20 protein-coding genes and 1 pseudogene are annotated in these 24,840 nt (G+C 68.9%); 9 read left to right on the top strand and 12 right to left on the bottom strand.

Features of this window, described 5'->3' with window-relative positions; genetic code table 11:
* Positions 1–231 precede the first annotated feature (231 nt).
* From ON20_RS07015 to ON20_RS07005, 3 genes are all read left to right on the top strand, one after another.
* Complete coding sequence (locus ON20_RS07015) at positions 232–936, top strand: ESX secretion-associated protein EspG (protein ID WP_040834167.1); 705 nt, start codon at positions 232–234, stop codon at positions 934–936.
* 69 nt (positions 937–1,005) lie between these two features.
* On the top strand, positions 1,006–1,380 hold the full coding sequence (locus ON20_RS07010) for a hypothetical protein (protein WP_040834137.1): 375 nt from the start codon (positions 1,006–1,008) through the stop codon (positions 1,378–1,380).
* Positions 1,377–2,444: a hypothetical protein gene (locus ON20_RS07005; protein ID WP_040834136.1), complete on the top strand. Its 1,068-nt coding sequence runs from the start codon at positions 1,377–1,379 to the stop codon at positions 2,442–2,444. Before ON20_RS07010 ends, ON20_RS07005 begins: the two co-directional genes overlap by 4 nt.
* A gap of 158 nt (positions 2,445–2,602) precedes the next feature.
* Here the strand turns inward: ON20_RS07005 and ON20_RS07000 are convergent, their stop codons facing one another.
* Positions 2,603–3,502, bottom strand: coding sequence for a hypothetical protein (locus ON20_RS07000; protein WP_051161840.1), 900 nt, complete (start codon positions 3,500–3,502; stop codon positions 2,603–2,605).
* A gap of 436 nt (positions 3,503–3,938) precedes the next feature.
* Between ON20_RS07000 and ON20_RS39810 the strand changes: the two genes are divergently transcribed.
* The 3 genes from ON20_RS39810 (at position 3,939) to ON20_RS06990 (ending at position 5,562) form a co-directional block, all read left to right on the top strand.
* Complete coding sequence (locus tag ON20_RS39810; RefSeq protein WP_306306822.1) at positions 3,939–4,220, top strand: recombinase family protein; 282 nt, start codon at positions 3,939–3,941, stop codon at positions 4,218–4,220.
* Complete coding sequence (locus ON20_RS06995; RefSeq protein WP_281032847.1) at positions 4,135–4,536, top strand: recombinase family protein; 402 nt, start codon at positions 4,135–4,137, stop codon at positions 4,534–4,536. Before ON20_RS39810 ends, ON20_RS06995 begins: the two co-directional genes overlap by 86 nt.
* Before the next feature lie 255 nt (positions 4,537–4,791).
* Entirely contained in the window at positions 4,792–5,562 is a 771-nt protein-coding gene (locus ON20_RS06990; protein ID WP_040834135.1) for a hypothetical protein, read from the top strand.
* Between the two features lie 19 nt (positions 5,563–5,581).
* Here ON20_RS06990 and ON20_RS06985 read toward each other — a convergent pair whose 3' ends face one another.
* Together ON20_RS06985 and ON20_RS06980 are read right to left on the bottom strand one after the other, a co-directional pair.
* Positions 5,582–5,770 carry a hypothetical protein gene (locus ON20_RS06985; RefSeq protein ID WP_218002460.1) on the bottom strand — a complete coding sequence of 63 codons (189 nt, stop codon included), beginning with the start codon at positions 5,768–5,770 and terminating at the stop codon, positions 5,582–5,584.
* A 359-nt stretch (positions 5,771–6,129) separates the two neighbouring features.
* Positions 6,130–7,809 (bottom strand): 2-isopropylmalate synthase, encoded by a 1,680-nt coding sequence (locus ON20_RS06980; protein WP_218002463.1) that lies wholly within the window; start codon positions 7,807–7,809, stop codon positions 6,130–6,132.
* Between the two features lie 257 nt (positions 7,810–8,066).
* Between ON20_RS06980 and ON20_RS06975 the strand changes: the two genes are divergently transcribed.
* The 3 genes from ON20_RS06975 (at position 8,067) to bla (ending at position 10,791) form a co-directional block, all read left to right on the top strand.
* Complete coding sequence (locus ON20_RS06975) at positions 8,067–8,771, top strand: FadR/GntR family transcriptional regulator (RefSeq protein ID WP_051161829.1); 705 nt, start codon at positions 8,067–8,069, stop codon at positions 8,769–8,771.
* A gap of 82 nt (positions 8,772–8,853) precedes the next feature.
* Positions 8,854–9,690: an ABC transporter ATP-binding protein gene (locus tag ON20_RS06970; RefSeq protein WP_040834132.1), complete on the top strand. Its 837-nt coding sequence runs from the start codon at positions 8,854–8,856 to the stop codon at positions 9,688–9,690.
* A 171-nt stretch (positions 9,691–9,861) separates the two neighbouring features.
* A complete protein-coding gene (gene bla / locus ON20_RS06965) occupies positions 9,862–10,791 on the top strand; it encodes a class A beta-lactamase (protein ID WP_051161838.1) in 930 nt (309 codons plus the stop codon).
* 121 nt (positions 10,792–10,912) lie between these two features.
* Here the strand turns inward: bla and proB are convergent, their stop codons facing one another.
* The 9 genes and pseudogenes from proB to ON20_RS06920 all read right to left on the bottom strand — a co-directional run bounded on the left by proB (position 10,913) and on the right by ON20_RS06920 (position 24,665).
* Positions 10,913–12,031 (bottom strand): glutamate 5-kinase, encoded by a 1,119-nt coding sequence (gene proB, locus ON20_RS06960; protein WP_040834130.1) that lies wholly within the window; start codon positions 12,029–12,031, stop codon positions 10,913–10,915.
* Positions 12,032–12,067: 36 nt separating this feature from the next.
* Positions 12,068–13,528, bottom strand: a complete 1,461-nt coding sequence (obgE, locus tag ON20_RS06955) for a GTPase ObgE (protein ID WP_040834129.1) — start codon at positions 13,526–13,528, stop codon at positions 12,068–12,070.
* 144 nt (positions 13,529–13,672) lie between these two features.
* Entirely contained in the window at positions 13,673–13,939 is a 267-nt protein-coding gene (gene rpmA, locus ON20_RS06950; protein ID WP_040834128.1) for a 50S ribosomal protein L27, read from the bottom strand.
* A 43-nt stretch (positions 13,940–13,982) separates the two neighbouring features.
* The gene (gene rplU / locus ON20_RS06945; protein WP_040834127.1) at positions 13,983–14,294 is read right to left on the bottom strand and encodes a 50S ribosomal protein L21; all 312 of its coding nucleotides are present in this window, start codon (positions 14,292–14,294) and stop codon (positions 13,983–13,985) included.
* Between the two features lie 1,343 nt (positions 14,295–15,637).
* A pseudogene (locus ON20_RS06940) lies at positions 15,638–18,808 on the bottom strand (translation initiation factor IF-2 N-terminal domain-containing protein); the annotation flags it as partial.
* A gap of 643 nt (positions 18,809–19,451) precedes the next feature.
* Positions 19,452–19,868 (bottom strand): nucleoside-diphosphate kinase, encoded by a 417-nt coding sequence (ndk, locus tag ON20_RS06935; RefSeq protein ID WP_040834126.1) that lies wholly within the window; start codon positions 19,866–19,868, stop codon positions 19,452–19,454.
* A gap of 231 nt (positions 19,869–20,099) precedes the next feature.
* Positions 20,100–20,441 (bottom strand): DUF4233 domain-containing protein, encoded by a 342-nt coding sequence (locus ON20_RS06930; protein WP_083864713.1) that lies wholly within the window; start codon positions 20,439–20,441, stop codon positions 20,100–20,102.
* Positions 20,442–20,526: 85 nt separating this feature from the next.
* Positions 20,527–21,990, bottom strand: a complete 1,464-nt coding sequence (gene folC, locus ON20_RS06925) for a bifunctional tetrahydrofolate synthase/dihydrofolate synthase (RefSeq protein WP_438803384.1) — start codon at positions 21,988–21,990, stop codon at positions 20,527–20,529.
* Positions 21,987–24,665 carry a valine--tRNA ligase gene (locus tag ON20_RS06920; protein ID WP_040834124.1) on the bottom strand — a complete coding sequence of 893 codons (2,679 nt, stop codon included), beginning with the start codon at positions 24,663–24,665 and terminating at the stop codon, positions 21,987–21,989. Before ON20_RS06920 ends, folC begins: the two co-directional genes overlap by 4 nt.
* Positions 24,666–24,840 lie beyond the last annotated feature (175 nt).

The following is a 24,840-nucleotide window of genomic DNA, read 5'->3' as shown; positions in this document are numbered from 1 at the left end:
TGTGTCAGCCACCGAAGTCTCGGGAATCGGCACTGTGCCGCAAGGAGATCCCCTGGCGCGACCGTACCGCAAATGACACCCCCGCACGGCCACACCGACATATTCTCGCCGAGGGCGGCTCACCTCCCACTGGGCTCGATCGGCGAACCTCCGTCGTGCGCGACCTGTCCCCGGGGCCCGTTAGGCTGTGGGTGGCTCGGTGGTGGCGGAGTCGACAGAGGGATGCGCGGTATGAGTTGGACCTTCACACCCGACGAATTCGCCCATATGTGGCGCGAAACCGGCCTGGACCGCATTCCGTACCCGCTGCGCGTCCTGGAATCCCCGCGCACCGAGCGCGATGCCGAAATCCTGCGCGCCGAACTCGACCACCGCCTGCCCCTCGGTGCCGACCCCGACCTGTCCGCCTGCCTGCGCATTCTCGCCGCGCCGCACACCCGGATGGCCGTCGTCGGCGACACCGACCGGCCGGGCGGCGAGATCCGCGCCCTGGCCTGCGCCGTCTACGACCGCGCGGTGCTCGTCGTCCAGGCGCCCGGCAGCACCCCCGATTTCGGCGGGTCGATCCGTGTGTCCATCGGCCACAGCGCCCGACTCGGCACCCGGATCGCCACTCTGCTCCCCGGCACCCCGCCGGGACGCCGGCCGGCCCACACGGCGTCGACGGCAGCGGTCCGCGACGAGGAAACCGTCGTCCCCACCGAACCCGCCGCCCTCCGCATCCGCAAGCTGCTCCGCGCCCGGCACACCGCCGAGGGGCATATCCGCATCGAGCCCCGGCTCGACCGCCCCGCGCCGCCCCCGCCGCTGCACTACACCTGGCTGGATGTGCAGAACGACGGCCGCTACCTGCTCCGAACCGACGAGAACGTGCATATGACGCCCGCATCCGCCGAACAGATCGCCGGCCTGCTTCAGAAACGCATCCTTTCCTGACCATTCGCACCCATGCCCGGCAGACCCGGTTCCGGTTACCCTGAGGCGATCGACGGAGGGGTGTGTGTCATGAGCATCGAGAACAGCCGAGCCGATATCGCCCGGTTCCGGCAGGCCGCGCATACGGGGACGGTCGAATTCGACCCGGACGCGGCCCGCCGCTGCGCCGACTTCTACGAACAACAGGCCGAACGCCTGATCTTCCTGCGGCAGAACCTGGAATCGGCCGCCGAACCCCGCGGCTTCGGCGGGCTGGTCTCCGCCCAACAGCTGCAGGCCGGTTTCGGCCACAAGGCCCGCGACGCGGTCGCCCTGCTCGACCATTACATCGAGGCCGCCTACCGCATGAAGGAAGCCTTCCTGGTCAGCGGCGGCCTGTACGAGGAGGCCGACGCCGCCAATACCGCGGCCGTCCGCGCCCTGGAAGCGAGGCTGCCACGATGACCGGCACCGACCCGAACTACATCAGCGCCATGGAGCATTTCGAATCCATGCGCCACGCGGATATCTACACCGCCACCCAGCAGATCGACGCCGTGGAGATCCTGCGCGCCTCCGGTGCGTGGCTCTCGGCCGCCGCCGGCCTGCGCACCTCGTTCCCGCTCACCCGCGACAGCGCCGACCGGGTCATGAACGCCACGGGCTGGGAGGGCGAGGCCGCCGACGCAGCCTACGCGAGCACCCGCAGTTTCGCCGATTCGGTGAACGAACTCGCCGATGTCCTCGCCCAGGTCGGTGCCCGGCTGGGCGCGGTGGCGGCCGCCGCCGAGGCGGTCAAACTGGCCGTCGTGCCGCCGGGCTCGTCCGGCCCGGTCGGGACCATCGCCCGCCTGCTCGAGGCCGCGAACGTCATCGACGCGCAGATGGCGCAGGAGGCGCTGCGCCAAGAGGCCGTGCTCACCATGAACATGGTGTACAAACCCGCCTACACCGCGGCCGGTACCGGCGTCCCGGCGCTTCCCGCACCACCACCCGTCCCGGAAGCCCCCGCACCCCTCGAGTCCCCGCGCCCGCACCCGGCGGTCTCACCCCGGCTGCGCTCTTCCGATGCCGGCGGTCCGAACGGCTCGACCGATCCGAGCGTGTCGGGCACGGGGCCCGTCCCCGACACGCCCTCGACTCCGCCGTCCACCGAACCCGACACCACCTCCCCCCGCGCGGAGACGACTCCCCCGCCACGGGCATCCGAGAACGAACCGCGCCCCGACACCGGTGAGGCTCCGAGCGATCCGCCGTTCCAGGAGCCCGGCCCATCCGAGGCTCCATCGCGGCCGGACGCGGACGGGGAACCGCCCACGGCGCCTCCGGCCCAACCACCACTGTCCGAAACACCCCCGGTGCCCCAACCGGCCCCGCCCGCGCCACCGGCGGCACCGCCTGTTCCGCCCCCACCGGCCCCGCCGGACCTCCCCCCTATCGCGGACCCCTCCGGACAACCCGGCGTCACCGGCCCGGTCCCGGGCGAGGAAGAATCCCGGCCCCCGGACCAGCCCGGAGTCATCCCTTGACCTCTCTCCGTACTGAGAGGTGGAGATCCCTACCCGCACGGGCGAGTGTTTCCCGTTTCATCGCCGGCCGCCCCCCGCATCGACTGCGGGGCGGTCTCCCATTCCGGTAGACCGGCCAACCGTTCGGCCGCCGTATCCGCCCCGGCCGCGGCCCACCGTCACACCTTCTCCGGTTCGGCGGTGCGGTCGCCCACCTCTCGATGTTCCCGCTCCGTCCGGTACCGCCCCGCCCCATCGAGCAGATCGGCGACCGTCCGGACCTTCGCCTCGATGGGCCGGTCCACCGACCCGCCCCGGAACCGATGCAACAGCTCCATCCGCACCACCGCCGCCTCGTCCCCGGCCACCCGCACCAACAATCGGTCCTTCTCCTCGACCGGCAGGCCGGCGATCCAGGAAACAAGCGCGTGCGGATCATCGGCGGCCGACGCCAACGGCGGGCTCGCCGACGCCGCCACGTGCAACAGATCCTCGTCGAGGCGCAGGAAATCGGCCAATTCCCGTTGCGGGGTGGTGAGTTCGTTCAACCCCGGCGGCACCGACGGTTCGGGTTCGTCGTCGTGCGCACGGTCGAACGCCCATTCGTCCCGCTCCCACGTTCCGTAGCCCGCCAACCATGCCAGATACAGCGGGCGCAGATCACCGGCGGCGAGCTCGGCCCGGATGCCCAGGATCGCCGGGAGCCAACCCTGCGGCTCCCGGTCCTCCTCGTCCTCCTCGTCCTCACTGGTCAGCTCGAGAACGAGGTTCCCGCCCGATGTCCAGGCCGCCATATGTCCGTCGAGGCAGTACTCCTCGACGGTGTCGACCGCGAGAACGTGCTTCGGCAACCGCAGCACGAACCGACGCGTCCCCTCATTCGTCAGGTACACATGAGCGTCGTAATACCGCTCCACCATCCGTACGGGGTCGCCCGGGAAATCACCCTCCTCGTACTCGTCGACGAAGGCGGTGTCGGTGAGACGCGCCCGTGATGACAGCGCCCGCACCTCCGCCCGCTGCCGATCGTCCAGTGGCCGGTCGACAGCCACGAACTCGTAATACCGGTACTCGCTCACCAACACTCCGATCCGCCCACACCGTGGTTCTTCCGTGGCACAGGATAGTTCCGCGAGTTACCGCCGTCCCGACAGTCCTTTCGAAGCCGGCCGGAACCGGAACAGTTCCCGGCGCTACGGTTGTGACTGCTGCACTCGGGCCAGGGTCTCCAGCACGCCCGGATCCGTGACGGCTGGGTCCTCGACCTCACCCCACCCGAAACCGTCCCGGACACGCGCCCGGATCTCGAGCTACGCGCACTGTTCCCCGCCCACCCGACTTGATACCGACCGACCCTCCTACTTCACGGCATGTCTACATGGTCGGTGACCTGGTCAAACCGTGATCACATCGTCCAACAGCCGAAACCTCGACGGACACTTCGCCGGGACTGTGGCAGCAAGGCCGTCACAAGGGCTGTTGCTGTCTCGCATAGGCCGTACGGATAGGTTTTCGATGAATGATGCTGTCCGCGTTACGCTTTCGGTCATGCTCGGCGCGTTGATCGGCCATGTCCGCTGCTCCACCGACACCCAAGACCTCACCGCCCAACGTGACCGGTCGCGTGAGCTCGGTGTCGCCGAGCAACGCATCTATCTCGACCACGGCCCGACCGGCACCAACCGTCGGCGCTCCGGGCCGGACCAGGCTCTTGCGGAGGTCTGCGCCGGGGACACCCCGCCGTCCCGAACTCGACCGGTTCGACCGCTCGGTCCCGGACGCACGAGCGATCGATGACGACCTGGCCGCCCCAGGTATCAAGCTGTCGTTCGGCGGGCAGGTCGATGATCCGCACGATCTGATGGGCAAGATGTTATTGAACATCCTGGCCACCTTCGCCGAGTTCGAAATCGGCCTGCTACGGATGCGCACCCGCGAGGGCATGGCCCTCGCCCGCGCCGAAGGCCGCCTTTTCGGCCGAGCAGCGCAACGAACTGTGGCGCATGCACGCCACCGGCGAGTACACCGTCGCCGACCTCGCCGAACTGTTCGGCGTCTCCCGACCACCGCGTACCGCACCATCCGACATGGGCAGGCCACACAGCAAAAGTGATACCGCCACCAACAGTAATCTCCGCACCGACAGATACCGCACCCCTGATGGCAATGAGGGCTCGGCTCGGCCGTAATCGCAGGCAAGGCCAACCATCGCGGAACGCACGACCACACGGACGCCGGTGACGGCGCCGAGATCAGACGAGCCGGCCGCTACCGGCAGGCCGAGAGCGTTGTTGTGCTGACCCGAACCGATGAGATTGTGCGGGCAACTCTACAAACTGCCCAAGATTTGAGCAGCAGAATCACGCGGATGGCAAGGGCCGATGCCGAACACGGCGTCAGGCCCTTCGCTCGCCGATCCGAGGATGCAGCCCAAAAGCTAACCAACGCCAACAAAGGGTTCTGCCATGATTTCGATGCCGGCGACCCGCCATCCCCGCCTCCGCTGTCGGAATCCGGATCCGCACCACCGGATCGTTTCTACAACGGAGCACGCCTGTGGCAAGTCGAACAAGTATTTCCCAAGGCTTTCCGCGGAAAGGGAACCGCAGCCGCGGGCGAGGGCTATATACGCACAGCGTCGCACAGTACCGCCGGAGACGTCGTATATCTGACCGACGGCAACGACATCGCCGGCGTGTACGGAACGATCACGAGCTGGACCGATGTTCGTGACGGCACGATGCGGTTCCATCCCGCGGGCATGGTATTGGGTATCGACGCCAACCGTATCCGTGTGCATCCGATGGCCGCGGACGGGCACTCGGCAGCCAATTTCGTCGAAGGGGTCAGCGACCGCGTATTCACCACCCCGGGCCGCGTGGACACATCCAAGATCGTCAGCGTGGAATTCCAAACCTACGACAACATCATCAACAACCCCGACATAACCCTGGTAACCGACGGGTTCCCCGGCTTCGAGGGGTTGGGGCAACAGTCGCTGCGCGACCCCACAGTAGTCGCCGATCGGCTCTCCGACATCGCCGACGCCGTGCGCAGAAACTATCCGACGATCGAGGTCACCCTCGGCACCAACCATCTCACCAGCGACGAAGCCATCCAAACATTCCTGGCAACATGAACAGCGAGGACACAGCGCCTCACGGCAGGTCGCGGACCGGTCGCATCAACGCTTCCGGCCGGACCTCGTCATCCGATTCGGCCATCAACTCCTCGGTGGTCTGCCGGGAGAGCGTCGAGCATACGGTCGAAATCTCGTCGGTCAGGCGGTCCAGCTCATCGAGCGCGGCCACATAGGTTGTGGGAGCGGCCTTCCCGTCCGCGGTCACCACCTCCCGCGCCCAGCACTCGGGCTGGTTGGGAACGACACCCCGTCCTCACGCCGGTTCTCGTAGACGTGGACGGCCCGGTTCACCGTGACACCGTTCAACGGTACGGCCATCGGCTGTACCAGGGATACGGCGTGAAGGCGCGGTATCGATGGTGTCACTCCGACTACAAGGCTCCGATCCATCCGCGAAGTGCTTGTCGAGCACAGGACAATTCCGGGAGGTACCGGCGGTGCGACAGGTCTGTCGAAGCCGGCGCCGGTACAGCCGGTGTGGATGCCCGTCGATGAAGCCGTGGCGCGGTTCGCCCACGTCCGGCACGGACAGCGGCCCAGCGGAGGCCGTCCCGAAACGACATCTCAGCCGAGTGCGGCCGCCGACCGGTTGGCCGCCCGGATCACCGCGTCCAGAGCCGCCGCGACCGCGGAACCACCTTGGCCGCAGGCCCATTCGACGGCACCCTCGCGCCGGTATTCGAGGTAGGCGATGGCGTACCGTGCGGCCACCGTATCGACCGACTCCTGGGTCGATTCCAGGATCTCGACCGGATAACCGGCGGCGGCCAATGCCGCGATGAGGGCGGCGACCGGATCGGTGCCCCGGTGTGTGCCGGTCCGGGTGACCCCGTCGACGACGAGGGTGAGCTCGGTGTCATCGCCGGTGGTGTACCAGTCCTTCAGCGCCACCGGTGCGTGGTCGGGGGTATCGAGATAGGTCGAGTCGAACAGCTCGCGCAATTCGGCCGCGGTGATCTCCAGACCCGTGCCGTCGGCATGGGATTGGACCTTGCCGGCGAAATCGATCTGCAGGCGGCGCGGCAGGTCCAACCCGTACTCGGTGTGCAGCAGGTAGGCGATACCGCCCTTACCGGACTGGGAGTTCACCCGGATGACGGCCGCGTAACCGCGGCCGATATCGGCCGGGTCGATCGGCAGATACGGTACCCGCCAGTCGAGTTCGCGTTCCGGCACACCGGTGGTCGCGGCGCGGGCGCGGTGCTCGGCCATACCTTTCTTGATCGCGTCCTGATGGGTACCGGAGAACGCCGTGTGCACGAGATCACCGACATACGGGTGACGCTCGTGGATCGGCAGGCGGGTGCAGTATTCGACGACGCGGCGGATCTCGTCGATATCGGAGAAGTCGATCATCGGGTCCACCCCCTGCGTGTGCAGGTTCAACGCGAGCGTGGCGATATCGACATTGCCGGTGCGCTCCCCGTTGCCGAACACGCAGCCCTCGACCCGTTCGGCGCCGGCCAGGAGCGCGAGCTCAGCGCAGGCGATACCGGTACCGCGGTCGTTGTGCGGGTGTACCGACAGGATCACGCTGTCGCGGCGGCGCAGATTGCGGTGCATGTATTCGATTTGGTCGGCGTACACGTTCGGGGTCGCGACCTCCACGGTGGCGGGCAGGTTCAGGATCACCGGCCGCCGCGGGGTGGCCTCCCACAGTTCGGTCATCCGGTCGCAGATGTCCAGGACATAGTCGGGTTCGGTGAGGTTGAACACCTCCGGTGAGAACTCGAACCGCACATTCGGCAGGTCGCCGGCGAACTCGAGCACGTCGCGACCGCCGGCCAGGATCAGTTCGCGCAGCCGGGCGCGGTCCATGTCCAGCACCACCTCCCGCCAGGTGGGTGCCGTGGCGGTGTACAGGTGGATCACGACCTCGTTGCCCATCCCGCGCACCGCGTCGACGGTGCGTTCGATCAGGTCGCGGCGGGCGGGGGTGAACACCACGATCGTGACATCGTCGGGAGCGAGATCGGTCTCGGCGAGCAACCGGACGAAATCGAAATCGGTCTGCGAAGCAGAGGGATACCCGACCTCGACCTCCTTGTAGCCCATGGCCACCAGCAGTTCGAAGAAGCGCTGTTTGCGCTCGGGGTCCATGGGTTCGGCCAGCGCCTGATTACCGTCGCGCAGGTCGACGGGCACCCACAGCGGCGCGCGGGTGATCCGCGCTCGGGGCCATTCACGGTCGAGCGCCGGCACGTCCACTCGCTCGTAGACGTTCCGGTAGCGATGCGACGGCATCTGCGAGTACCGCTGCCGGTTCCAGGTGGGAGCGTCCGGCGCAACGGCGCCGGCGGGGGTGTCGATGGTCGGGAAGGTACGTGTGCTCATGTTCTGCCCTCGGTCGGTGACAGGATCGGTGACCGGCCGCGACAGAGCCCCACGGCAGGGGGCCGGTCGGTCAGACCCCGCCGTGGCAGCCGAGGAGAAGCATGGTGCGCGTCATGGTGGCTAGAATCTAACCAATCCCAACTCCTCAGACAAGTAGAGAGGCGGACATGGTCTCCCGCGGTATCCGCCCCGACCCCGCGCCCCCGGCACAGGTACGCCGCCATCCGCTCGCCGCGCAGGCCGCCGAACTGCTGCTGGCGCGGATCCGCGCCGGCGAATGGCCGCTCGGCCACCGCCTACCGGGTGAGACCACCCTCGCCGCGCAGCTGGGTGTGGGTCGCTCCACCCTCCGGGAGGCCGTCAGGGAACTGGCCGGCCGAGGCGTTCTCGACAGCCGTCAGGGGGCGGGGGTGTTCGTCACCGCACTGGACGTCCCCGACGACTGGGACACGCTGCTGCGCCGCGCCGGCATCGTCTCGGTGATCGAGGCCCGTATCGCCATCGAAGCCGAGGCCGCCGCCCTCGCCGCCGTTCGACGCACCCCGGCGGACCTGCGTGCCATCCGCCGCGCCCTGGCGGGCCGGGCCGTCACGGGTCTCTCGATCGCCGAACACGTGGACGCCGATATGGCCTTCCACCGGGCGGTCATCGTCGCCGCCCACAACGACGTGCTCACCCAGCTCTTCGATACGTTCCTCCCCCGCCTGCGGCCGGCCATGATCGACATGCTCGAGATTCGTCCCGTCCCCTCCGAAGCGGCCGACCACGCCGCACACAAGGACCTCGCCGACGCGATCGCCCGCCGCAACCCCGCAGCTGCCGCCGAATTCAGCCGCGGCCACCTGTCCGCCCTGAAAGAGGCGTTCGTCTGAGCGGCGCGCCCGACCCCATCCGACCTCGTATCGAGCGCCCCCGCGCGTTCGGGACACCGGACACCCCGAAGGAGATATATCCGTGAGCAACGAACCGGTGCTGGAACTGACCGATGTGACGTTTCGCCGCGAGGGCAAACAGATCGTCCACGGCATCTCCCTCACCGTGCGCGCCGGGGAACACTGGGCGCTGCTCGGTCCGAACGGGGCGGGAAAGAGCACTCTGCTCGGCTTCTGCGGCGCCGTCACGTTCCCCACCTCCGGTACGGTTCGCGTGCTCGGCCAACAGCTGGGCCGCGTCGAGCTGCAACGGCTGCGCCGCGATATCGGCCATGTCAATCCGCGCCACCCGCTGCGGACACCGCTGAGCGTGCGCGAGGTGGTGCTCACCGGCATTACCGCGACAATCGACACCCCGATGCGCTGGACCCCCTCTCCGGACGAACTCCGCCGCGCCGACGACATGATCGCGACGGTCGGCCTGTCCGGTAAGGCCGATGCCCTCTGGCCCACCCTCTCCCAGGGTGAGCGCGGTCGCAGCCTGATCGCACAGGCGCTCATCTCCGAACCGCGACTACTGCTGTTCGACGAGCCGACAACCGGCCTGGACGTCGCCGCGCGCGAACAGCTTCTGGAAACCGTCGACACCCTCGACGAAACCCACCCGGACGTCGCCTCCATCCTGGTCACCCATCATTTGGAGGAGCTGCCGAGCACCACGACCCACGCGCTGCTCATCGCCGACGGCCGCACCGTGGCCGCCGGTCCGGCCCGTGACACCATCACCACCGACCATGTCACCACCGCCTTCGCCCACCCCGTCGAGGTCGGCCACGACCGGGGTCGGTGGACCGCCCGCGCCAAGCCGGTTCACACCCGAACCCTGAGCCGACCGGCCGCGGCCTCCGCCTCGTCATGAACGCCATGCCCTGCGCCTTACCGGACCGAGCCGTGCCCGTCAGGTGCATTTGCCTAGCGTGACCTGCGGCGATACTAATCCCGACTCGTTCGCGGGGAGATTGGGTATTGGCCTCGCCCGCCGAGGTGATGATGTGCTGTAGCGGTGAATTTCTCCGCACTCGCTCGGCTCATCCCCTTCGACCGCCGTCGATTCGCCGCCGCCGCACTGGCGGTATCCACGCTCTCGGCTGCTACGGCGTGCGGTTCCCACACCGGCACCACGGTCGCGACGGACTCGGCGGATGCTACCGCTCAGGTCGTTGCGAACCGGACGTTCACCGATCTGGAGGCAGAACACGGCGCACGGCTGGGCCTATTCGCGATCGACACCGCCGACGGCCACAGCGTTGCCTATCGTGACGGTGAACGGTTCCCGATGGCCTCCACATTCAAGGGCCTCGCCTGCGGCGCCCTGCTGCACGAGCACCCCCTGTCGTCGGGGTTCTTCGACCGGACGATCCACTATCCGCGTACCGACCTCGTCGAGAACTCTCCGGTGACCGAGAAGCACGCCGATACCGGTATGACGGTCGCCGCCCTGTGCGATGCCGCCATCACGGTGTCCGATAACACCGCCGGCAACCAGATTCTGAAACTTCTCGGCGGTCCCGCGGGCTTCACCGCGTTCCTCCGCACCCTCGGCGACAACATCTCGCGACTGGACCGCTGGGAAACCGAACTGAACACCGCGATTCCCGGCGACGAGCGCGACACCACCACACCCGCGGCGCTGGCCGCCGACTATCGCACGCTCGTCGTCGGCGACAGTCTCGCCGAACCCGAGCGCGCGCAACTGACCTCATGGCTCGTTGCCAGTACAACCGGCGGCAACCGCATTCGTGCCGGCCTGCCCGCCGACTGGACCGTCGGCAACAAGACCGGGAGTCCCGCCTACGGTTCCGCGCTCGACGTCGCCATCGCCTGGCCCCCGGGACGAGCCCCGGTCGTCATCACCGTGCTCACCACCAAATCCGAGCAGGATGCCGAACCGGACAACGCTCTGGTTGCCGCCGCCGCCCGCGCCGCCGTCGAAGCGCTCGAAATCACCCCGGCCGGCTGACACACAGTCGACACCGTCCGGTCGCAAGGCGCATACGGCGGCGCTCCCACCACGACCCTTCGATGTGCCGGACGCACGGCTCCACACCCGAATCCGGGCCACTCTCACCGATCGGCCGGTACTACACCTTGACCAGGTCGTCGGCGTGGATCACCGGACGCTGCAAGGTATCCGGGAGTTCGGCGGTGGACCGCCCGAGCATGGTCGACAGCTCGTCCGCGTCGTATTCGACCACTCCCCGGGCGACAAGGCGACCGTCCGGGGCGATGAGATCGACGACATCCCCACCGTGGAAACGGCCACGAACACCGGTGATACCCGCCGCGAGCAGGGATCGGCGGCAGTTGGCGACGGCGGCGACGGCACCGTCATCGATCTGAACGGCCCCCCGGCTGTCGGCCGCGTGCCGAACCCAGAACTTACGCGCGGACAATCGAACCGAACGGGCCGCGAACGCCGTACCCACGGTGCCACTGCTCAAGGCGGTGGCGGCGGCGGAGGCCGCGGCGAGCAGCACCGGGACGCCGGCGTCGGCGGCCAGCCGCGCGGCGGACAGCTTGGATGCCATACCGCCGGTACCGAGGACACCGCCGCTGCCGGCGATCACCCCGTCGAGATCGGCGCTGGAACGGACCTCGGGGATGAAGTTCGCGTCACCCTTACGGGGGTCTCCGTCGTAGAGGCCCTCCACATCGGAGAGCAGGATCAGCGCATCGGCGCCGACGAGGTGGGCGACGAGCGCCGCCAACCGGTCGTTGTCGCCGAAACGGATCTCCTCGGTGGCGACGGTGTCGTTCTCGTTCACCACGGCGACGGCGCCGAGCGAACGGAGCCGGTCGAGGGTGCGTTGGGCGTTGCGATGGTGTTCCCGCCGGGCGAAATCGTCGGCGCTGAGCAGGACCTGCCCGACCGTACGACCGTAGCGGGCGAACGAGGTGCCCCAGGCGTGCGCGAGCGCCAGCTGCCCGACGCTGGCCGCGGCCTGTTTGGTGGCCAGATCGCGGGGGCGGCGGCTGAGACCGAGGGGGGCCAGGCCCGCGCCGATCGCACCGGAGGACACCACCACCACATCCGAGCCCGCCCGCATCCGGGCCTCCACCGCGTCGACGAGCCAGTCCAGGCGGGCATGATCCAGGCCGCCTTTCAGGCTGGTGAGCGCGGACGAACCGATCTTCACCACTACTCGACGCGCCCCGGCGACGGCCTGCCGGGCGACACTGAGCTCCTGGGTCCCGGTCACGGCCGGTCCCCTGCTTCGCGGGTGCGTTTCACCTGCCTACTCTCCGTCTTCCTCATCGGTTATCAGACCACGCCGCACCCTCGAGGCGTGTTTGCGTTCCGCGGCGCTCACTCGGTCGGTCTGCTCCAACCGGATATCGGTGCCGCGGCCGGTGGGCACGATATCGACGCCCGCCGCGATCTGCGGTTCCCAGTCGAAGGTGACGTCCCCGATGGTCACCGACGCGCCCGGTTCGGCGCCCAGACGCACCAGTTCGTCCTCGACGCCGAGGCGGGCCAGACGGTCGGCCAGGTATCCGACGGCCTCGTCGTTGTCGAACTGGGTCTGCCGCACCCACCGTTCGGGGCGGGCACCGCGGACGATGAAACCACCCGGCTCGTCGGGGTCGGGGAGCACGCTGAAACCGCTGTCGCCCACCGCGACCGGGCGGATGACCGGCCGAATCGGTGCGGCCTTGGGATGTTCGTCGCGGTAGGTTCGGACCATCTCGGCCAGCGCGAAGGTCAGTGGGCGCAGACCGGCGCGGCTCACCGCCGATATCTCGAAAACCGGCCAGCCGCGTGCGGCGAATTCGGGCCGCACCAGCTCGGCGAATTCCGCGGCGTCGGGCACGTCGGTTTTGTTGAGGATCACCACGCGGGGACGGTCTGCGAGCTCACCCAGTTCGGAGTCGGCACTCAGGGCCGGTTTGTAGGCGGCGAGCTCGGCCTCGAGGGCGTCCACGTCGGAGACGGGGTCCCGGCCGGGTTCCAGGGTCGCGCAGTCGACGACATGAGCGAGAACCGCGCAGCGCTCCAGATGCCGCAGGAAGTCCAGGCCGAGGCCGCGGCCTTCGCTCGCACCGGGGATCAGACCGGGAACGTCGGCGACGGTGAAAGTGGTGTCCCCGGCGACCACCACGCCGAGGTGCGGCACGAGCGTGGTGAACGGATAGTCGGCGATCTTCGGCTTGGCCGCCGACAGCACCGACACCAGCGAGGACTTGCCCGCCGAGGGGAAACCGACCAGGCCGACATCGGCCACGGACTTCAGCTCGAGGACCACATCGCGTTCCTCGCCCTCCTCGCCGAGCAGTGCGAAACCGGGCGCCTTGCGCGCCTTGGACACCAGCGCGGCATTGCCGAGCCCGCCGCGACCGCCATGGGCCACCACGAAACGGTTGCCGACCCCCACCAGGTCCATCAGGACCGCCCCGTCGGAGTCGAGAACGACGGTGCCGTCGGGCACCTTCAGCAGCAGATCGTTGCCCTGTTTACCGTCCCGGTTCCCGCCTTCGCCCGGGCGGCCGTTACCTGCCTTGGCGTGCGGATGGAAGTGGAAGTCGAGCAGGGTGTGCACATTGGCGTCCACCTCCAACACCACATCGCCGCCACGGCCACCGTTGCCGCCGTCGGGCCCACCGAGCGGTTTGAACTTCTCCCGGTGCACCGAGGAGCACCCGTGCCCGCCCTTCCCGGCACGCACATGAAGCACGACACGGTCGATGAACTTGGCCATACGCCGAATCATCCTCCTCTGGGTGTGGGGTCGGGCAGACCGCCGCTGTGGGCGAGAGACTCCCGATCCATCGGGGCGCGAACGCGAAAAGCGGGCCAGGGTAGTGCACCCTGACCCGCTGGCTGTGGTGAAGTCGTCGGCCGGTCAGGCTTCGACCGGCTCCGGAACCACGATGTTGACGGTCTTGCGGCCACGCTTGCTGCCGAATTCGACAGCGCCCGCGGCCAGCGCGAACAGCGTGTCATCGCCGCCGCGGCCGACGTTCACGCCGGGGTGGAAGTGGGTGCCGCGCTGCCGCACCAGGATCTCGCCCGCCTTGACGGTCTGCCCGCCGAAGCGCTTCACGCCGAGCCGCTTGGAATTGGAATCGCGGCCGTTCCGGGAGCTGGACGCACCCTTCTTATGTGCCATTGCTGATACTCCTTCAGCGCGGGCTGCGAAGCCCTGCGGGTCGTTACTTGATGCCGGTGACCTTCAGGACCGTCAGCGGCTGACGGTGACCCTGGCGCTTGTGGTAGCCGGTCTTGTTCTTGAACTTGTGGATCCGGATCTTCGGGCCCTTGGTCTGCTCGACCACCTCGGCCGACACCGATACCTTCGCCAGCTTGTCCGCATCGGTGGTCAGCTCGGCGCCGTCGACGACCAGCACCGGCGCCAGGGCGACGGAAGTGCCCGGCTCACCCTCGATCTTCTCGACCTTCACCAGGTCACCGACCGCGACCTTGTACTGCTTTCCGCCGGTCTTGACGATCGCGTACGTTGCCATCGGTCGGCTGCCCTTCTTCCTCTATTGCTCGGCACTCGCTCACGGCGGAAGCCCGGCTGCGCCGGAAACCGCCGTACGACTGGTCTGGTAATCACCGCCGCCTCAGCGCCTGGTGGCTCTCGGTATCGGGAACCGGCCACGGAACAGCACACCGCTGTCGCCGGGCAGCGACTGACCAAGATTACAGGACGCGGGTGTACGCCTCCAAACCGGTCCCCCCGGTCCCGGAATACGGACACGCGCCGAGAAGCGACTCCGATGAAGAAACGAGACCCTCGAGTGACGAGGGTCTCGTTTCTCAACACAGGATTCCGAGCGAATCAGCTCTGCTCGTCCGCCGGTGGGCCCGCGGGCCGGCCGGCGCCCCTTCTGCGCGTCCGGTGCGCGGACGGTTCGACCTGTTCCGGATCGGCCGTGAAGTCGACGGTCGGAGCGGTCGAATGCTCGCCCGCGGACAGAACGAACACCGCACCGCTGCTGTCCGGAGTCGGCGCGGCGGTCGAACGGGCCACCCGGCGGCGCCGCGACGGTCGAACGGTCATGTCCTCTACATCCGAAACCACGGTGTCCGAGCCCGCCGGTTCCGTCCCTGCGGCCGCCACGTCGGAAGGCGCCACCGCTTCCGCGGGACCATCGGTGGGCTCGACGGCGGTTACGGCTTCCGCGGCGGTATCACCCGAGGATCCACCGGCGGAAGCCGGCTCGGCCGCGGCGGAGATCGGCTCACCGGCCGATACCGGCGTGCCATGGCCGACAGGCTCCGCGCTCATGACCACCGGGGTGCCGCCGCCGGCGTCCGGTGCGGCCGCCGGACGAGCCGCCCGGCGCCGCGCCGAACGGATCGCGGGTTCCCCGGCCCCGGACCCGGCCGCTGCGCCGATACCACTCGAGTCGGCCTCGGGCGAAGTCGCCTCGCCGCCGGCCGGCGCACCGGTTTCGGGCGGAACCACGCCGGTCTCGGTCGGAGCCGAACCGGTCGCGAGCGGAGCCGACCCCGGTACCGCCGAAGCCGCCGCGCCCTCGGCCGATTCCTGAACGGTCTCCGCCGACACGGTGTCCTCCGCCGCCGCCCGGACGGCCTCGCCCGATACAGCGGCTGCTTCCGCCGCTTCCTCGCCGCTCTCGCCCGTTGTCGCAGCGCTCTCGGCCGGAGCCTCGTCGACACCGCTCACGGTCGCATCGGCTTCGCCGGACACCGCACCGGCCGCGGTCGGAGCCGAACCGGTCGCCAGTGGAGCCGACCCCGGTACCGCCGAAGCCGGATCCGTACCGGTCGGCTCGGCCGCGGGCGCAATCTCCTCGACGGCGGCGGGAACCGCGTCGTCGCCGACCGGCGCGAACCCGGCCGTGGTCGAACCCGGACCGGTGACAGCGGCGGCCGAACCGGTCGCGGGCGGAGCGGACCCGGGGACAGCGGCGGCCGAGTCGTCACCTGATTCGCCCCCGGCCACCGGCTCCGCTCCCACAACAGCCGTACGGCCTCCGGTGGAACCCGGCGCGGCGGCCGAACGTACCACTCGGCGACGACGCCGGGGCCGTGGCGGCGGTTCCTCACCCTCGGGACGATCCTGCGCAGGCCGACCGTTCTCGGTGGACACACCGTTGGACGCGGCGGTGCCGGACGCCCCGCCGCCCACCGGTGCGGCGATGGCCTCCTCGGCCACGCGTTCGTAGACGGACCGGCCCGCGGTGCTCTCCGGTGCGGACCCGGCCACCGTGTCACCGGCCCGCACGGCCTCGATCGCTTCCGATACGACCGCCTCCGACTCCACCGCTTCCGCGGCCCCCACCGGCTCGGTGGTTTCCTCCGCCTGGTGGGCGGCCATGGCCAGCGCGACGGGATGCGCCCGCTTGACGGCGGCGTCCTCATCGGCGGATTCGGCGGCGACCACGGCGGGCGCCGCGATGGCCGGGGCCTTGTCCCGACCCCGGCGCCGACGCGAACCGGGTTCCCGGCTCCGACCGGCGCCGTCCTCGGCGGACGAGGGCTCCACCGGATAGCTGTGCACCAGGATGCCCCGGCCGTGGCAGTGCTCGCAGGTGGTGGAGAACGCCTCCACCAGGCCGGTGCCCAGCTTCTTGCGGGTCATCTGGACCAGGCCGAGGGAGGTCACCTCGGATACCTGGTGGCGGGTGCGGTCGCGGCCCAGAGCTTCGGTGAGCCGCCGCAGCACCAGGTCACGGTTGGATTCGAGCACCATGTCGATGAAGTCGACGACGATCATGCCGCCGATATCGCGCAGGCGCATCTGCCGCACGATCTCCTCGGCGGCCTCCAGGTTGTTGCGGGTGACGGTCTCCTCCAGGTTGCCGCCGCCGGAACCGGTGAACTTGCCGGTGTTGACGTCGATCACCGTCATCGCCTCGGTGCGGTCGATGACCAGGGTGCCGCCCGACGGCAGCCACACCTTGCGGTCGAGTGCCTTGGTCAACTGCTCGTCGATCCGGTAGGCCTCGAAGACGTCGACGCCGTTGTTCTCGTGCCGGCTCACCCGATCCAACAGATCCGGGGCGACGGTGCCGATATAGCTCTGCACCGTGCTCCAGGAGCGTTCGCCCTCGATGACGAGTTCGGAGAAGTCCTCGTTGAACAGGTCGCGGACGACCTTGACCAGCAGGTCGGGCTCTTCGTAGAGGGTCTTCGGCGCGCCGGAATCCTTCTCGGAGGCCTCCTTGATCTTGCGCCAAGTGGTCTGCAACCGCTCGACATCGCGGATCAGCTCGGTTTCGCTGACCCCCTCGGCCGCGGTGCGGATGATCACCCCGGCGTCGTCGGGCACGATCTCGCGCAGGATCTCCTTGAGTCGTTTGCGCTCGGTATCGGGCAGTTTGCGGCTGATACCGGTGGAGGTGCCACCCGGTACGTACACCAGGAAGCGGCCGGCCAGGCTGATCTGGGTGGTGAGCCGGGCGCCCTTGTGTCCGACCGGGTCCTTGCTCACCTGGACCAGCACCTGGTCACCGGGTTTGAGCGCCTGTTCGATCTTGCGTTCCTTACCGCCGAGCCCGGCGGCTTCCCAGTCGACCTCACCGGCGTAGAGCACGCCGTTGCGACCACGGCCGATATCGACGAACGCCGCCTCCATACTGGGCAGTACGTTCTGCACCTTACCGAGGTAGACATTGCCCACCATCGAGGCCGACCCGGTGCTGGTGACGAAGTGCTCCACCAGGATGTTGTCCTCGAGCACGGCGACCTGGGTAGCGGTGGGATGCCCGGGGAACGCTTTCTCCCGAACCACCATCACGCGGTCCACCGACTCGCGCCGGGCCAGGAACTCCGATTCGGTGAGGATCGGCGGCCGCCGCCGGCCCGCCTCGCGCCCGTCGCGGCGACGCTGACGCTTGGCCTCCAACCGGGTGGAACCCGAGATGCCCTGGACTTCGTCGACGACCACGCGGCCGCGGCTCTTGTTCCGCGGTTCGCGCTCGTGCACGACGGTATTGGGCGGATCGTCGTCGGCGGGTTCGGTCTCACCGGATTCGCCCGCCTTGCGGCGCCGGCGGCGGCGACGCCGGCGGCTCGGGGTGCCTTCGCTCTGCTCGGCATCCGCACCGAACTCGGTATCGCCGGACTCGTCCTGTTCCGCGGATTCGGTATCGGTGGTTTCGGCCGGCTGCTCACCGGAGGTGTCGGTGTCCGCATCGCGTTCACCCGACTCGGTGACCACGTCCTCCTGATCGATACCGGTCTCGGCGTCGGCGTGCTGTTCGCCACGACCCCGCCCCCGCCCGCGCCGGCCCCGGCGGCGGCGGCGCGGCTGCTCCTCGCCACCGGTCTGCTCGTCGCCCCCGCCCTCGGAGTCGGTTTCATCTTCGGTGTCCGTGTCGGTGGCCGACTCGTCGGGCCGGTCCACGGCCCGCTCGGCGCGCCGGCGGCGGCGCAGTTCTTCGGCGACCGCGGCATCGGGGGGCAGGAACAGCGGGGCGGCGACGGCCGTTTCGAAGACGATCGGCTCGGTGACCGTCGGCTCGTCCGGCACCGGGCCGGCGAACAAACCGGCCGGAGCGGTGAACAGAGCGGTGAAGGTGGGCGTGCTGTGCGCCATGGCCCGCGATGCCGCCTCGGCGGCCCCGGTTTCGGAGGCCGCGGCGGATGTCGACTCGCCACCGGGCCGGGGCTCGTACCCGACTCCGACCCGAACCTCCGTGGAGGCACCGGCGGATTCGTCTTCGGCGGGCGCGACCTCGCCATCCGCGGCCGAGCCGCGGGTCTCCGCGTCGGTCGCGCTCTCCGGTACCCGCCCGGATCCTCCGCCGGGTTCCGGCGCCGCGGCCCGGGACCGCTCATCCGGTTCCGCCCCCGCGGGCGTCGCGGTGGCCGCCGGCGACTCGCCGGCCTCGGGTGGCGGGGATATCAAATTCGGAGTTCGTAGCGAATCGCGGACGGTCTCGGCGACCGACCGGTCCACATTCGACTGAGGACTGCGGGCTTCGGCCCCCAACTCGCTGAGTTTGGCGAGGATCCGTTTGCTCGTCACCCCCAGCCGTTTGGCCAGTGCATGAACTCGGATTCGCTCCGGCAATTGATCGGCATCCTGTGATGTTGTGTCCAGCGGCTCTTGATCGGCCACGAAGTCTCCTCGGGCCCCCGGGCGCGTCCCTCGGTGAGTGACGCGGCCGTCGCGGGGGCGCTGTTCCGTCCGCCTCGCGCGGTTGCGCGAGAACAATGGTCTCGCCCCGCGTGCCCGGTTATCTCTGTCGATCCTCGGTCGGGCCAACTGGGCACGCGGCGCCTGGCATATGGCTGAACTCCACGAGACGCGCGCTCATCCAGCGCGCCGAGGCGGACGACGGCCCAGCGATCCGGCTGTCGGTCCGCGGCAGCGATGGCGGCATCGCCCCACGGGGTGTCATCCGATCGCGACCGTTACCGATCGCAATCATGTGCCAGTATCCCACACAGTGCGCCCGATGTTCGCCATCGGCGCTGTGGAGCACCCGTCCGAGGGCCGTCCACCAGCGCGTGGCCGCGCGAACCGAAAGCCGCAACCCCACACCATATGGGCGGTCGTCACCCGGAGGCGGTAGCGCGGCGTAACCACGCGGGGCGCCCACCGTGCGTCGAAAGACACAGCACGGGCGATCGGCGCCCGGAGGCGGTGGCACGTGAAACCACGCGGGGCGCCCACCCGTGCGCCGACGGATACGGCCGGGTCAGAGCGGAAACTCGGGGAACCAGAGCGCGATCTCCCGTTTGGCCGAATCCGGGGAGTCCGAGCCGTGCACCAGGTTCGACTGGGTCTCCAAGGCCAAGTCGCCGCGAATACTGCCCGGTACCGCCTTCTCCACCGGATCGGTGCCACCGGCCAGCTGCCGGAACGCGGCGATGGCGCGCGGACCCTCCAGAACGGCGGCCACCACCGGGCCGGATGTGATGAATTCGATCAGCGAACCGTAGAACGGCTTGTCGACATGCTCGGCGTAGTGCTCACCCGCCAGCTCCGCGGTGACCTGCTTCAACTCCAGGGCGGTGATCCTCAGGCCCTTGCGCTCGACCCGGCTCAGCACCTCGCCGACCAGGCCACGCTCGACACCGTCGGGTTTGATCAGCATCAATGTCTGCTCTGTCACGCCGCAAGCTTATCGGGCGCGGCATGAGCGGTCGGCGCCCGGAGGCTGTGTTGGATTGCGCCACCAAAGTGGCGCTGTCGGAGCCCTCGTGACCCCGGGTCTTCCCTTCCAACGCGAATCCGCTGACGCGAATTCGCTCCGGGCGGTCCAGACCCGGGCGGGCCCCGGCCGTGGCGGAGTGCGCCCCGCGCAAGGCGCCCGGAGGCCGCGGCGCGGTGGCGCACCACGTGTCTACGAGCGGTCCCGCATCCGCTGGGCGGGCAGTATCCCCTGGTCCATGCGCCGCCGCACATCCGCCCGCAGCAGCAGGATGAAGGCCCATACCCCGATGAACACCACACCGATCACCACGATGGACAGGTGGAAGAACCCGCCGAGCAGCACCGGCACCTGCACACCGAGGTTGAACGGAATGGCCCACGAGCGGCGCTGCAAACCGGCACCCGCCATCATCACCAACGCCACCAACACCAGATAGCCGGCGGATAGCCAACTCAGTCCACCGCCGAGGTCGGCGACCACCGGCAACGCCAGCAGCACCGTGATGGCCTCGAGCACCAGCGCGCCCGCCATGACACCGCGCAGCCCTTTCCAGGGATCGGGCAGGGCCGGCCGAGCCGCGTCCTGAGATCTACTCACGCTGTATCCTCTCACGGCCTCATGCCGGATCCTTGCCGAACAGGGCGCGCGCGGCTCCCGCGGTTACCACCGAACCGGTCACCACGATTCCCGCGCCGGAGACCATATCGCCCGATTCCCCGACCTCTTCGGCCAGCGCGATGGCGGTTTCCAACGCGTCGGGCAGAGTGGGCGCGGTCACCACCCGCTCGTCGCCGAAACGCTGGACGGCCAGATCGGCCAGCTGTTCCACGTCCATGGCGCGCGGAGAGCCGTTGTCGGTGACGACGATCTCGTCGAACACCGATTCCCACGGGGTCAGTATTCCCACCACGTCCTTGTCGGACAGTACCGAGACCACCCCCACCAGCTTGCGGAAGTCGAATTCGGCGGTCAGTGTCTTGGCCAGCGCCCGCGCCCCGGCCGGGTTGTGCGCGGCATCGATGAAGATCGTGGGGGCGCTGCGCATCCGTTCCATCCGACCCGGACTGGTGGCGGCGGCGAAACCGGCGCGGACCGCGTCCACGTCCAACTGCCGGTCGACGCCCGCGCCGAAGAACGCCTCCACCGCGGCCAGGGCGAGCGCCGCGTTGTGGGCCTGGTGCTCGCCGTGCAGCGGCAGGAAGATCTCGTCGTACACCCCACCGAGGCCTTGCAGTTCCAGCTGCTGACCACCGACCGCGATCCGGCGGCTCACGACCCGGAACTCCGAGCCCGCCCGAGCCACCGAGGCGTCGACCTCGACCGCGCGCCGCAATAGCACGTCCATGGCCTCGGGGTCCTGTTCGCCGATCACCGCGACGGTGTCGACGGGCACCAGTCGGTCGGCGGGGGGCTTGATGATCCCGGCCTTCTCCGTGGCGATGGAGGCCAGGTCCGGACCCAGGTACTCGGTGTGGTCCAGGCCGATCTGGGTGATCACCGCGACCTGCCCGTCGATGACATTGGTGGCGTCCCAGGTGCCGCCCATCCCCGTCTCCACCACCGCGACATCCACCGGAGCCTCCGCGAACTCGGCGTAGGCCATGGCGGTGAGCACCTCGAATTTGCTCAGCGCCGGGCCACCCGCCGCGGTCGACCGCTGGTCGATCATCTCGATATACGGCTGCAGTTCCCGGTAGAGCTCCACATAGCGGGCCGGGGAGATGGGCGCGTTATCGATACTGATCCGTTCGGTGGCCAGCTGCAGATGCGGGCTGGTGAACCGTCCGGTCCGGCGGTGCAGGGCGGTGAGCAGGGCGTCGATCATCCGCGAGACCGACGTCTTGCCGTTGGTCCCGGCGATATGGATGGCCGGGTAGCCGTGTTGGGGATGGCCCAGCACATCCATCAGGGTGGCGATCCGGGTGAGCGACGGCTCGATCTTGGTTTCCGGCCAGCGCCGGTCGAGTTCGGCCTCGACCAGCGCCATCTCCGCCAGATCCACCGGCGACGGCCCGCTGCCGAGGCGAGCGTCCGTCCCGTGCTGTGGCTCCGGTTCGCGGTTGCCTCGCGGATCGTTCACTTGCCGCTCAGCTCGGCGAGCCGGGCGCCGATCCGGTCCACCTCGTCGGCGGCCACATCGCGACGCTTACGGATCTTGTCCACCACCTGTTCGGGCGCCTTGGCCAGGAACGACTCATTGGCGAGTTTGGCGGTGGTGGTGTCCAGTTCCTTCCGGGCGGCGGCCAGGTCCTTCTCCAACCGGCGACGTTCGGCCTCCAGGTCGACCGAACCCGAGGTATCCACCCCGACGGTGACAGTGGCACCGCTCAACCGCACCTCCACGGACGCGGTGGCGGAGAACCCGTCACCCGGCTCGGTGAGTCGGGCGAGGTTGGCCACCGAGTCGTACATATGCTCGATCCCGGCCTCGGCCAGGCCGATCACCCGGGCCGCGACCTTCTGTTTGTCGGCCAGTCCCTGATCGCTGCGGAAACGGCGGATCTCGGTGACGAGACGCTGGACATCGGCGATCCGCCGGGCGGAGCCGGTATCGGCGGGCACACCGCTGCCCTGCGGCCATGCGGCGACAACGACGGATTCCCCGCCGGTCAGCGCCTGCCGCAGCACCTCGGTGACGAACGGAACCACCGGATGCAGCAGCCGCAGCACGGCGTCGAGGACGTTGCCCAGGACCACCCGGGTGGCCTCCGCGCGTTCACCGTCCGCCGCGAACTGCACCTTGGACAGTTCCAGGTACCAGTCGCACAGTTCGTCCCACGCGAAGTGGTACAGCGCCTCGCACGCCTTGCCGAACTCGTAGGCGTCGAAAGCGGCGTCGACCTCGGCGCGCACCTCGTCGAACCGATCCAGAATCCAACGGTCGGCGTCGGTGAGGGTGTCGCGGGCGGGCAGGTCACCCGCATGGGCGCCGTTCATCAGCGCGAACTTGCTCGCGTTGAACAGTTTGGTGATGAAGCTGCGCGAGGCCAGGGCGTGCGGTTCGCCGACGGACAGGTCGCCGCCGGGCTGCGCACCGCGCGCCAGGGTGAACCGCAGGGCGTCGGCGCCGTAGTCGGAGATCCAGTCCAAGGGGTCGATACCGTTGCCCCGCGACTTCGACATCTTCTTGCCGTACTGGTCGCGGATCAGACCGTGCAGGAACACGTCCTTGAACGGCACCTGACGGGCGCCGCCCTTCCCGGCGGTGATCGCGGTGTCCTCGGCGACGAAAGTGCCGAACATCATCATCCGGGCCACCCAGAAGAAGAGGATGTCGTAACCGGTGACCAGCACGCTGGTCGGATAGAACTTCCCCAATTCCGGTGTGGCGTCCGGCCAGCCCATGGTCGAGAACGGCCACAGACCCGACGAGAACCAGGTGTCCAGGACGTCGGGGTCCTGCACCCAGCCCTCCGGCGGCGTCTCGTCCGGGCCGACACACGCCACCTCGCCCTCGGGGCCATACCAGATCGGGATGCGGTGGCCCCACCACAGCTGGCGGGAGATGCACCAGTCGTGCATATCGTCGACCCAGTCGAACCAGCGCGGTTTCTGGCTCTCCGGGTGGATGACGGTGTCACCGTTGCGCACCGCGTCACCGGCGGCCCTGGCCAGGGACTCGACCTTCACCCACCACTGCATGGACAGCCGCGGTTCGATCGACTCGCCGCTGCGCTCCGAATGGCCGACGCTGTGCAGGTAGGGTCGCTTCTCGGCGACCACGCGTCCCTCGGCGGCCAGTCTTTCGCGCACCTTCACCCGCGCCTCGAACCGGTCCATTCCGTCGAATTCGGTGCCCGTACCGGTGATCCGGCCGCGCTCGTCCAGGATGGTCGGCATCGGCAGGTTGTGCCGCAGGCCCATCTCGAAGTCGTTGGGGTCGTGCGCCGGGGTGATCTTGACCGCGCCGGAACCGAACTCCGGATCGACATAGTCGTCGGCGATGATCGGGATCTGCCGGCCGGTGATCGGATGTTCGAGGGTGGTGCCGATCAGATCGCGGTAGCGCGGATCGTCCGGATGCACCGCCACCGCGGTATCACCGAGCATGGTCTCCACCCGGGTGGTGGCGACCACCACGTGCGGTTCGGTGTCGTCGAGCGAGCCGTACCGCAGCGAGACCAGCTCACCCTCGACATCCTCGTATTTGACTTCGATATCGGAGATGGCGGTGCGCAGTTCCGGCGACCAGTTCACCAGGCGTTCGGCACGGTAGATCAGGCCTGCGTCGAAGAGACGCTTGAAGATGGTCTGCACCGCCCGGGACAGGCCCCCGTCCATGGTGAACCGGTCCCGTGACCAGTCCACGCTGTCACCGAGGGCGCGCATCTGCCACTGGATGGCGCCGCCGGATTCGCGCTTCCAGTCCCACACCTTCTGCACGAACAGCTCGCGGCCGAGATCTTCTTTGGTCTTGCCGTCGACGGCCAACTGTTTCTCCACCACGGTCTGGGTGGCGATACCGGCATGGTCCATACCGGGCAGCCACAGCACCTCGTAGCCCTGCATCCGCTTGCGGCGGGCGAGGGTGTCCATGAGAGTGTGGTCGAGGGCATGGCCCATGTGCAGGGAGCCGGTGACGTTCGGCGGCGGCAGCACGATCGAATACGCGGGCTTGCCGCTCGACGGATCGGCGGCGAAGTAACCGGCGGCTACCCAGCGCTCGTACAGGTCGGCCTCCACCTCGCCGGGGTTCCAGCTCTTGGGGAGGGCATCGGCGCGATTTCGCGTATTGTCAGGGGCTGCGCTGGTCACGCCGCGATTCTAGTTGTAGGCGCGAGGTGGTTTCCGCAGGGTTGTTGTCCGACCTGTAACCACCGGTCCGGCCCTCCATACGGCGAGGGCGGAGTTCTCCGGTGGATGAGGGACATCGGAGAACTCCGCCCATGAGCCAAGCCTACAACCCAGCACGGCCGATAGCCCGAATCCA

It is taken from the genome of Nocardia brevicatena NBRC 12119 (genome assembly GCF_000308495.1).
Lineage (GTDB): Bacteria > Actinomycetota > Actinomycetes > Mycobacteriales > Mycobacteriaceae > Nocardia > Nocardia brevicatena.
Note: the sequence above shows the minus strand (reverse complement) of the source record. Positions and strands in the feature narration are given on the sequence as shown.

Bases quoted from the DNA above. Each gene is read 5' to 3' on its own strand.
- ON20_RS07015 (WP_040834167.1), top strand. From the start codon at position 232: ATGAGTTGGACCTTCACACCCGACGAATTCGCCCATATGTGGCGCGAA.
- ON20_RS07010 (WP_040834137.1), top strand. From the start codon at position 1,006: ATGAGCATCGAGAACAGCCGAGCCGATATCGCCCGGTTCCGGCAGGCC.
- ON20_RS07005 (WP_040834136.1), top strand. From the start codon at position 1,377: ATGACCGGCACCGACCCGAACTACATCAGCGCCATGGAGCATTTCGAA.
- ON20_RS39810 (WP_306306822.1), top strand. From the start codon at position 3,939: ATGAATGATGCTGTCCGCGTTACGCTTTCGGTCATGCTCGGCGCGTTG.
- ON20_RS06990 (WP_040834135.1), top strand. From the start codon at position 4,792: ATGGCAAGGGCCGATGCCGAACACGGCGTCAGGCCCTTCGCTCGCCGA.
- ON20_RS06980 (WP_218002463.1), bottom strand. From the start codon at position 7,809: ATGCCGTCGCATCGCTACCGGAACGTCTACGAGCGAGTGGACGTGCCG.
- ON20_RS06975 (WP_051161829.1), top strand. From the start codon at position 8,067: ATGGTCTCCCGCGGTATCCGCCCCGACCCCGCGCCCCCGGCACAGGTA.
- obgE (WP_040834129.1), bottom strand. From the start codon at position 13,528: ATGGCCAAGTTCATCGACCGTGTCGTGCTTCATGTGCGTGCCGGGAAG.
- rpmA (WP_040834128.1), bottom strand. From the start codon at position 13,939: ATGGCACATAAGAAGGGTGCGTCCAGCTCCCGGAACGGCCGCGATTCC.
- rplU (WP_040834127.1), bottom strand. From the start codon at position 14,294: ATGGCAACGTACGCGATCGTCAAGACCGGCGGAAAGCAGTACAAGGTC.
- ON20_RS06930 (WP_083864713.1), bottom strand. From the start codon at position 20,441: ATGGCGGGCGCGCTGGTGCTCGAGGCCATCACGGTGCTGCTGGCGTTG.